This is a genomic window from Ideonella sp. B508-1, assembly GCF_000333615.1.
Taxonomy (GTDB): domain Bacteria; phylum Pseudomonadota; class Gammaproteobacteria; order Burkholderiales; family Burkholderiaceae_C; genus Ideonella.
Genome location: NZ_BADL01000222.1, coordinates 1 through 8581 on the forward strand (window position 1 = coordinate 1; position 8581 = coordinate 8581).

The 8581-nt window shown below is 70.5% G+C and carries 9 protein-coding genes and 1 pseudogene; 3 read left to right on the forward strand and 7 right to left on the reverse strand.

Going from position 1 to position 8581, the window contains the following annotated elements; translation table 11 throughout:
* Nucleotides 1-1153, reverse strand: a 1153-nt coding sequence (gene metG, locus I73_RS09540) for a methionine--tRNA ligase (protein ID WP_022980399.1), incomplete at its 3' end; no start/stop codon positions are given.
* A 114-nt stretch (nt 1154-1267) separates the two neighbouring features.
* On the opposite strand from metG, the gene ypfH reads away from it, so the two are divergent.
* Genes ypfH through I73_RS09555 form a run of 3 tightly spaced genes read left to right on the forward strand, consistent with a single transcriptional unit; the run spans nt 1268 to nt 3639 of the window.
* Entirely contained in the window at nt 1268-1999 is a 732-nt protein-coding gene (ypfH, locus tag I73_RS09545; protein ID WP_022980400.1) for an esterase, read from the forward strand.
* A 24-nt stretch (nt 2000-2023) separates the two neighbouring features.
* Nucleotides 2024-2809 carry a peroxide stress protein YaaA gene (gene yaaA, locus I73_RS09550; RefSeq protein WP_022980401.1) on the forward strand — a complete coding sequence of 262 codons (786 nt, stop codon included), beginning with the start codon at nt 2024-2026 and terminating at the stop codon, nt 2807-2809.
* Nucleotides 2806-3639, forward strand: coding sequence for a 2OG-Fe(II) oxygenase (locus tag I73_RS09555; protein WP_022980402.1), 834 nt, complete (start codon nt 2806-2808; stop codon nt 3637-3639). Before yaaA ends, I73_RS09555 begins: the two co-directional genes overlap by 4 nt.
* Before the next feature lie 18 nt (nt 3640-3657).
* On the opposite strand, the gene I73_RS09560 is transcribed toward I73_RS09555, so the two are convergent.
* The 6 genes and pseudogenes from I73_RS09560 to I73_RS33145 all read right to left on the reverse strand — a co-directional run.
* Nucleotides 3658-4932, reverse strand: a complete 1275-nt coding sequence (locus I73_RS09560) for a DUF4010 domain-containing protein (protein ID WP_026096522.1) — start codon at nt 4930-4932, stop codon at nt 3658-3660.
* Nucleotides 4932-6305 (reverse strand): MBL fold metallo-hydrolase RNA specificity domain-containing protein, encoded by a 1374-nt coding sequence (locus I73_RS09565; protein WP_022980404.1) that lies wholly within the window; start codon nt 6303-6305, stop codon nt 4932-4934. The genes I73_RS09560 and I73_RS09565 overlap by 1 nt, the downstream gene beginning before the upstream one ends.
* Before the next feature lie 110 nt (nt 6306-6415).
* Nucleotides 6416-7759: a methyl-accepting chemotaxis protein gene (locus tag I73_RS27125; RefSeq protein ID WP_148289759.1), complete on the reverse strand. Its 1344-nt coding sequence runs from the start codon at nt 7757-7759 to the stop codon at nt 6416-6418.
* The gene (locus I73_RS34580) at nt 7653-8051 is read right to left on the reverse strand and encodes a PAS domain-containing protein (protein WP_148289760.1); all 399 of its coding nucleotides are present in this window, start codon (nt 8049-8051) and stop codon (nt 7653-7655) included. Before I73_RS34580 ends, I73_RS27125 begins: the two co-directional genes overlap by 107 nt.
* 14 nt (nt 8052-8065) lie before the next feature.
* Nucleotides 8066-8398, reverse strand: a complete 333-nt coding sequence (locus I73_RS32560; RefSeq protein WP_022980405.1) for a hypothetical protein — start codon at nt 8396-8398, stop codon at nt 8066-8068.
* Nucleotides 8398-8581 (reverse strand): annotated as a pseudogene (locus tag I73_RS33145) (hypothetical protein); the annotation flags it as partial. The pseudogene I73_RS33145 and the gene I73_RS32560, both read right to left, overlap by 1 nt.

The following is an 8581-nucleotide window of genomic DNA, read 5'->3' on the forward strand; positions in this document are numbered from 1 at the left end:
CCATGAAATCCTCGGGGTCCATAAAGAGGTCCTCGACCCGGCTGTTGAGCTTGGCGGCGATGTAGTAGCGCAGCCACTCGGGGTGCATGCCCAGCTCCAGGTACTTCAGCGGGCTGATGCCGGTGCCCCGGCTCTTGCTCATCTTCTGGCCGCCGTTGACGGTGATGAAGCCGTGCACGTTGACCTTGTCGGGCGTCTTGCGGCCACTGAAGTGCAGCATGGCCGGCCAGAACAGGGTGTGGAAGTAGGTGATGTCCTTGCCGATGAAGTGGATCTGCTCCACCGCCGGATCGGCGAAGAAGGCGTCGTAGTCCAGGCCCTTCTTGCCGAAGTAGTTCTTGAGGGACGCCAGGTAGCCGATCGGCGCGTCCAGCCAGACGTAGAAGTACTTGCCCGGCGCGTCGGGGATCTCGATGCCGAAGTAGGGCGCGTCGCGGCTGATGTCCCAGTCGCCCAGGCCGCCCTGGCCTTCCTCGTCCTTGGCGAACCACTCCTTGATCTTGTTGAGCACCTCGGGCTGCAGGCGGCCGGGGGTGTGGGTCCACTGCTCGAGGAACTCGACGCAGCGCGGGTCGGAGAGGCGGAAGAAGTAGTGGTCCGAGGACTTGAGCACCGGGGTGGCGCCCGACAGGGCCGAATAGGGCTTCTTCAGCTCGGTGGGGGCGTAGACGGCGCCGCAGACCTCGCAGGAATCGCCGTACTGGTCGGCCGCGCCGCACTTGGGGCACTCGCCCTTGATGAAGCGGTCGGGCAGGAACATGCCCTTGTCCGGGTCGAAGAACTGCTCGATCGTCTTCACGTCGATCAGTTCGTTGGCCCGCAGGGCGCGGTAGATGTCCTGGGCTAGCGCGTGGTTCTCCGGGCCGTCGGTGGAGTGCCAGTTGTCGAAGGCGATGTGGAAGCCGTTGAGGTACTGGGGCCGGCCGGCGGCCACCTGGGCCACGAACTGCTGCGGCGTGATGCCGGCCTTCTCGGCGGCGATCATGATCGGCGCGCCGTGGGCGTCGTCGGCCCCCACGAAGTGCACCTCGGACCCTTGCATGCGCTGGAACCGCACCCAGATGTCGGCCTGGATGTACTCCATCATGTGCCCGATGTGGAAGGGCGCATTGGCGTAGGGCAGGGCGGTGGTGACGAAGAGCTTGCGGGTCATGTCGGGGCGTTTCGCGTCGAAACCGGCATTTTAGGTTTCCTGCACCCGCTTCGCCGAGGGCCGGCCAAGGCCCCCGGTCCGACCCGGACGTCCGAGCCCGTGGACAATGACAGCATGAACACCCCTCTGCAATGGCTGCCCGCCCAGGGCGACCCCGCCCAGCTGATGGTGCTGCTGCACGGCGTGGGCAGCAGCGCCCAGGGCATGGCCCCGCTGGCGGCCCAGCTGCAGCGCGCCTTTCCGCAGGCGGCCATCGTGGCGCCGGACGGCTTCGAGCCGCTGGACATCGACCCCTCCGGTCGCGCCCGGCAATGGTTCTCCATCGCCGGTGTGACCGAGGACAACCGTCCCGAGCGCGTGGCCGCGGCCCTGCCGGCCCTGGCTGACTGGCTGCGCCAGACCCAGGAGCGGCTGGGCGTGGGGCCGGCCGCCACCGCGCTCTTCGGCTTCTCCCAGGGCGCCATCATGGCGCTGGAGCTGGCGCAGGTGCACGACGGCCTGGCCGGCCGGGTGCTGTCCTTCTCGGGCCGCTATGCCGCTCTGCCCGAGGTGGCCCCGGCCCTGACCACGCTGCACTTTCTGCATGGCGGGGCCGATCCGGTGATCCCGGCCCAGCATGCACGCGACGCGATCGAGCGCCTGGCGGGCCTGCAGGGCGACGCCACCATCGACATCGCCGAGGGCGTGGGCCACGAGATCAACGCTCACCTGCTGCAGTGCGCCCTGCACCGGCTGACCAGCCACATCCCGCACCGCACCTGGGCCGAGGCCCTGGGCGCGGCACCGGCCCGGCCCCGCGCCGGCCAGCCCGCCGAGGATGCCGACGACGACACCTGTTCGACCTGAACCGAGAGACCCCGAACGTCTGCCATGCTGTTCCTGATCTCGCCTGCCAAGACCCTGGATTACGAGACCCCGGTGCCGACCGAGGTCGCCGCCCTGGCCACCCGGCCCCGCTTCGTCAAGGAAGCCGCCGCCCTGATCGAGGTGCTGAAAACCAAGAGCGCCCAGGACATCGCCTCGCTGATGGACCTGTCCGACCCGCTGGCCCAGCTCAACGTGGCCCGCTACGGCGCCTGGTCCACCCGCTTCACCGATCGCAACAGCAAGCCCGCGGTGCTGGCCTTCAACGGCGATGTGTACGAGGGCCTGGCCGCGGCCAGCCTGTCCACCGACGATCTGGCCTGGGCCCAGCAGCACCTGGTCATCCTCTCGGGCCTGTACGGCCTGCTGCGGCCGCTGGACCGGCTGCAACCCTACCGGCTGGAGATGGGCACGGCGCTGGCCACGCCGGGCGCGAAGAACCTCTACGGCTACTGGGGCGACACGCTCAGCCGCACCCTCCACACCCAGCTGGGCGCCGATCTGGCACCGGTGGTGGTCAACCTCGCCTCGCAGGAGTACTTCAAGGCGGTGGACCGCAAGGCCTTGAAGGCCCGGGTGGTGGAGTGCGTGTTCGAGGACTGGAAGGGCGGGCAGTGGAAGGTCATCAGCTTCCACGCCAAGCGGGCCCGGGGCCTGATGGCGCGTTTTGCCATCACCCACCGCATCACTCAGGTGAAGGCCCTGCAGGGCTTCGACAGCGAGGGCTATGCCTTTGATGCCGGCGCCTCGGGGCCGGACCGTCTGGTGTTCCGCCGCAAGGAGCCGGCATGAGCGCGCAGGCCATCACCCCCGAGCTGCGGGCCTGGATCCACGAGCAGCTGGAGGCCGGCTGCCGCACCGAGGACGTGCTGCAGTCCATGCAGGCCAGTGGCTGGGAGCGCTCAGTGGCGCTGTCGGCCCTGCACAGCGTGCTGGCCACGCTGGACACGGCCGCGCAGAGCCAGGACGGCCTGCCGAGCATCGCGCTGGAGGGCGCGGTCAACCGCCTGGTGTTGCCCGACCGCACGGTGGACGTGCTGCTGTCGATGACGCTGCCGCGCGTGGTGGCGCTGGGCGGCTTCCTGTCTGACGAGGAATGCGATGGTCTGGCGGCGCTGGCGGCGAACCGCCTGGCCCGTTCCGAGACGGTGGTGGGCGACACCGGCGGCAGCGAGGTCAACAGCGCCCGCACCAGCGAGGGCATGTTCTTTGAGCGTGGCGAGACCGAGCTCTGCGAGCGCATCGAGGCGCGCATCGCCGCCCTGGTGGGCTGGCCAGTCAGCCATGGCGAGGGCCTGCAGGTGCTGCGCTACCGACCCGGCGCGCAGTACCTGCCGCACCATGACTACTTCGACCCGGCGCAGCCGGGCGCCACGTCCATCCTGGCCCGTGGCGGTCAGCGCCTGGCCACCGTGGTCATGTACCTGAACACGCCCGAAGCCGGCGGTGCCACCACCTTCCCGGACGTCGGGCTGGAGGTGGCGCCGATCAAGGGCAATGCCGTGTTTTTCAGCTACCCGCGCCCGGACGCCGCCACCCGCACCCTGCATGGTGGCGCGCCGGTGCAGGCGGGCGAGAAGTGGGTGGCCACCAAGTGGCTGCGCCAGCGGGAGTTCCGCTGAGGCGCTGCCGGGCGGCCCTCAGAACCCCCGGCTGAACCACCAGCCGACCCAGCTGGCGGCGGCCGAGACCACCAGGTTGGCCGCCACCGGCAGGGCGAAGCGCCCGCCACCGGCCGAGGCCGCCACGGCGGCCCGTGACAGCGAGTTGGCGGTGATGACCGCCACCACGCCGACCTTGGCGGTGGCGATGTCGATGTCGCCGCTGCTGTACAGACCGCCCAGTGCCGCGGCGCTGGCGTGGGCGTCCACCACCGCGGACAGCGAGGCGCTGGCCACCACCGCCTCCGGGCCCAGCCAGTGGGAGGCGGCCCGCACCAGGGCGGCGATCAGCGTCAGGGCACCCGCCACCAGCAGGGCTTCCTTCATCTGCAGCACGCGGGCGCCCTTGACGGGGTGCATGCCGGGCTGGCCAGCGCCGTTGTGGCGGATCAGCAGGCCGGTGCCGGCGGCGGCCACCAGCGTGCCCATCAGCGCGGGCGGCAGCAGGTGAAACGCCAGCTGGGGCGACTGGGTCAGCAGGATCAGCTCGGCCTGCGTCCAGGTGGACACGGTGGAGGCCACGGCGGCCGTCAGCGCCGCCTGGGGCGGCAACTCACCATGGCGGGCCTTGGTGCCCATCGAGGCGATGGTCGCGGTGCTGGAGACCACGCCCCCGAACACCCCGGTGAGCACCATGCCAGCCCGCTCGCCGAAGGCCCGCAGTGCCACATGGCCGGCCGCCTGCATCACCAGCAGCAGCAGCACCAGCAGCGTGATCTGGCGTGGGTTGAGCCCGCCCAGGGCCGGCAGCGGCCCGGGGGGAATCAGGGGCAGGGCCACCAGGGCCAGGGCGGCCAGCATCAGGCCGTCGTGCAGCTCGGCTTCGGTCAGCACCCGGGTGGAGAAGCGGTGCAGCTGCGAGCGCGAGGCCAGCACCATGGCCAGCACCACCGCCAGCCCGCCGCCCTGCAGCGGTGCCACCGCGCACAGCACGCCGATCACATAGGTGGTGAACAGGGCCAGCTCGGTGGTCACGCCCGGGTCGCGCTGCAGGCTGCGCAGGTAGGACACCACCGCCAGGGCCACCACCAGCGCGCCGCCCAGCAGCACCAGCATGGGTTCGCCCAGCTGGCGCGAGAGCGTCTGCGCGAGGGCCCCCAGCAATGCGGTGACGGTGAAGGTGCGGATGCCCGCCGCATTGCGCTCGCGGCTCTCGCCCTTGCGGCGCTCGCGTTCCAGCCCCACCAGCAGGCCGGCCCCCAGCGCCGCGGCCAGGCCTTGCACCAGGCCGGGAATCTGCAGCTCGCCAGTCATCAGGGGGTGAAGCGCCCGCCCACCGGCGGCACGCGCACCGGCCATTGCAGTTCCCGCGCGACCCGCTGACGCAGGGCGTCGGCCGCTTCGGGCTCGCCATGCACGATGAAGGTCTGGCGGGGTGGCGGGCTGGCCTGGCCCAGCCACTTCATCAGCTCGTTGGCGTCGGCGTGGCCGGAGAAGCCTTCCAGGTGGGTGACCGGTGCGCGCACCGGCACCCATTCACCGTGGATCTTCACCTCGCGGGCACCGCCCACCAAGCTGGCGCCCCGGCTGCCGCCGACCTGGAAGCCGGCGAAGACGATGTGGTGCCGGTCGTCCGGGGCCATGGCCTTGAGGTGGTGCAGCACCCGGCCGCCGGTGGCCATGCCGCTGGCCGAGATGATGACCGCCGGCAGGTGGGCGCCCGTCTGCGAGCGCACCAGGCGCTGCGACTGAGCGGGGGTGGTGACCAGGTGCACGCCGTCGCACAGCTGCTGCATCTCGCGCTCGGGCACGCGCAGCTGGCGCCGGTACTTGCGGTAGAGCGCCGTGGCCTCCACCGCCATCGGGCTGTCCAGGAAGATGGGCAGGTGCGAAGGGATCTCTCCTTGGGCCTTCAGCCGCTGCAGCACCAGCAGCAGGGCCTGGGCCCGGCCGACGGCGAAGGCCGGCATCAGCACCGAGCCGCCGCGGCGGATGCTGGCGTGGATGATGTCGGCCAGCACGCCGGCGATGTCCTCGCGCGGGTGCAAGCGGTTGCCGTAAGTCGACTCCATCAGCACCACGTCCGCATGGTCCAGCGGGGTGGGCGGCTTCATCAGCAGGTCGTTTTGCCGGCCCAGGTCGCCGGAGAAGAGCAGGCGCTCGCCCTCGCACTCCAGCACGATGGAGCAGGCCCCCAGCAGGTGGCCGGCGGGCCGCAGCGTGAACTGCAGCGGGCCCTTGCCGACGGCGCGGGTGCGGTTCTCCGGCACGGCCACCATCTGGCCGATGGCGCGTTTGGCGTCGGCCTGGGTGAACAGGGGCAGGGCCTTGGTGTGGCGGCTGTAGCCGTAGCGGTTGGCCCGCCGGGCGTCCTCTTCCTGCAGGTGGGCGGCGTCCAGCAGCAGCACCTCGGCCAGGTCCCGCGTGGCCGGGGAGGTGTAGATGGGCCCGCGCCAGCCATGGCGCACCAGCACCGGCAGCCAGCCGCTGTGGTCCAGGTGGGCGTGGCTCAGCAGCACCGCATCGGCCGCCAGGATGTCCGGCGTGGGTGGTTGCCAGTTGCGCTCGCGCAGCACCTTGAAGCCCTGGAACATGCCGCAGTCCAGCAGCACCCGCTGGCCACCCCAGGTGACCAGATGGCGCGAGCCGGTGACGCAGTCGGCCGCGCCGAGAAAGTCGATTTGCATTGTCGAATCCATCCAATGGACAGATGCCCCACCTGGGGGCACCTCGGGTCCGTCCATGCGGATGATGGCACGCGGCGGCGGGGGCGGGCCCCGCCTGCGTCAAGCGCCGGTCAGAAGGAGGTCCAGTCGTCGTCGGTGCCAGCGCTCAGGGCGGGTTCGGGGGCCCGGGCGGGCGGCGCACTGGGGGCCGAAGCCTTGGGCGCCAGGGCTGCCTTGCCTGGCTTGACGGGGCGGCGCTTGGCTGCGGGCGGCGCCTCCGGGGCCTGGGTCGAGGCGGCGGCCTGCTGGGCCTTCATGGCCTTGCGCAGGGAAACGGCGTCGGGCATGGTCGTGCCCATGGCCTTGGCACCTTTGAGCTGGAAGACAGACACCGAGGAGGCCACTTCGCTGGCCTTGTCGCGCAGGGTCGAGGCCGAGGCGGCAATCTCTTCCACCAGCGCGGCGTTCTTCTGGGTCATGCCGTCCATCTCGGAGACGGCCTGGTTGACCTGGTTGACGCCCAGCATCTGCTCCTGCATCCCATGGCTGAGCTGCAGGATGAACTTGTGAACCTCGTCGATGGTGCCCCGGGCCGAATCCATGGCCGAGCGCGCGGCCTCGGTCTGCTGGCTGCCGGTGGCCACCTGCTCGGCGGAGGCCTGGATCAGGCCGCGCACCTCGCGGGCGGCGACGGAGGTGCGCTGGGCCAGGGCCCGCACTTCGCTGGCCACCACGGCAAAGCCGCGGCCCTGCTCGCCGGCCCGGGCGGCTTCCACGGCCGCATTGAGCGCCAGGATATTGGTCTGGAAGGCGATGCTGTCGACCACCTGGATGATGTCGGCGATCTTCGTGGAAGCCTCGCTGATGTGGGCCATCGTGGCCGAGAGGGCCTGCACCGCCTCGGCGCTGTGGTCGGTCACGCTGCGGGCGTTGTCCGCACGCTGTGCCGCCTGCTGGGCCATGTCGGTGCTCTGGCGGATGGTGCTGGTGATCTCTTCCATCGACGAGGCGGTTTCCTCCAGGCTGCTGGCCTGGGCCTCGGTGCGGGCAGACAGATCCTGGTTGCCTTCGGCGATGACGCCGGTGTCGCGGGTCATCTGCACCACGCCGTTGCGGGCGTCGCGCACGATGGACATCAGGTTCACGTTCAGCTGGGACAGGGCCTTGGTCAGCTGGCCGATTTCATCCGTGCGGTCGCTGCTGATGGTCTGGGTCAGGTTGCCGCCGGCGATCTGGTTGGCAAAGCCGACCAGGCGCATGATGGGGGTGGCGATCAGTCCGCGCAGGTAGCTGGAGGCGATCAGGCCCAGGGCAATGGCCTGGACGACGCCGATGAGCGCTTCGCTCACCTCCATGTGCGGCAGGCCGTCAGCCTCGTACTCGCCCAGGAAGAAGCCCAGGATGCACACCAGACTGGTGGTGAGGGCCGTCTTGCCGCGCAGTCCGGGGCGCAGCCGTTGGGCCAGTCGCGCCATGCCGCTGGTGCCCAGCACCTGCCCCGCGCTGCAGGCACAGACTGAGGCGACCCGTCTTGGCTTCCTCGCGCATGCGGGCATAGAGCTTTTCGGCCCCCTCGACGGCGGAGCGCTCCGGTTGGGTGCGCACCGACATGTAGCCGCTGACCTTGCCGCCAGCGTCGATCAGCGGGGTCACATTGGCCATCACCCAGTAGAAGGAGCCGTCCTTGCGACGGTTCTTCACCAGGCCCGACCAGGGAAAGCCGTGCTGGATCGTGTCCCACATGTCCCGGAAGGCTTCCTCGGGCATGTCAGGGTGGCGGATCAGGTTGTGGGGCTGACCCAGCAACTCCCATCGGCCAGGCCGTTGCCCCGGCGCTGGATCCACAGGGCATAGGGGTCGTCCAGCAGGTGGTCGGGATCGTCCGAGCGCGACAGCGCCAGGTCCCCCAGCCTGAGGGTCGAGCCATCGGGCGCAGCATAGGTCAGGCTCAGCTGTCCGGACAGCGAGAAGTTCTGCAGATTGAAATTGAAGCCGTCGCGCCCCTGCACGGCGGCCAGGTCGCGCTCGCTGAGCGCCTCCATGGCCGCGGCCGGGACCATGGCCCAAGAGGCCATGACCATCCCCAGCAGTGCCAGCGGCAGGCGCGTCAGCATCACGGCCCCTTGCCGGTGTTGGGCGGCACGGTACCGGTCGTGTTCAGCGCGCTCAGGCGGTCGCGCCAGTTGAGCCAGACGCCGGCCTGCGCGGTGTCCGGCGCCGCCAGCCCCGCCACCAGGCTGGGGTAGTTGACGGCCTGGTTCTGGATGGCCAGGAAGAAGTCGCGGCTGGCCCCATCG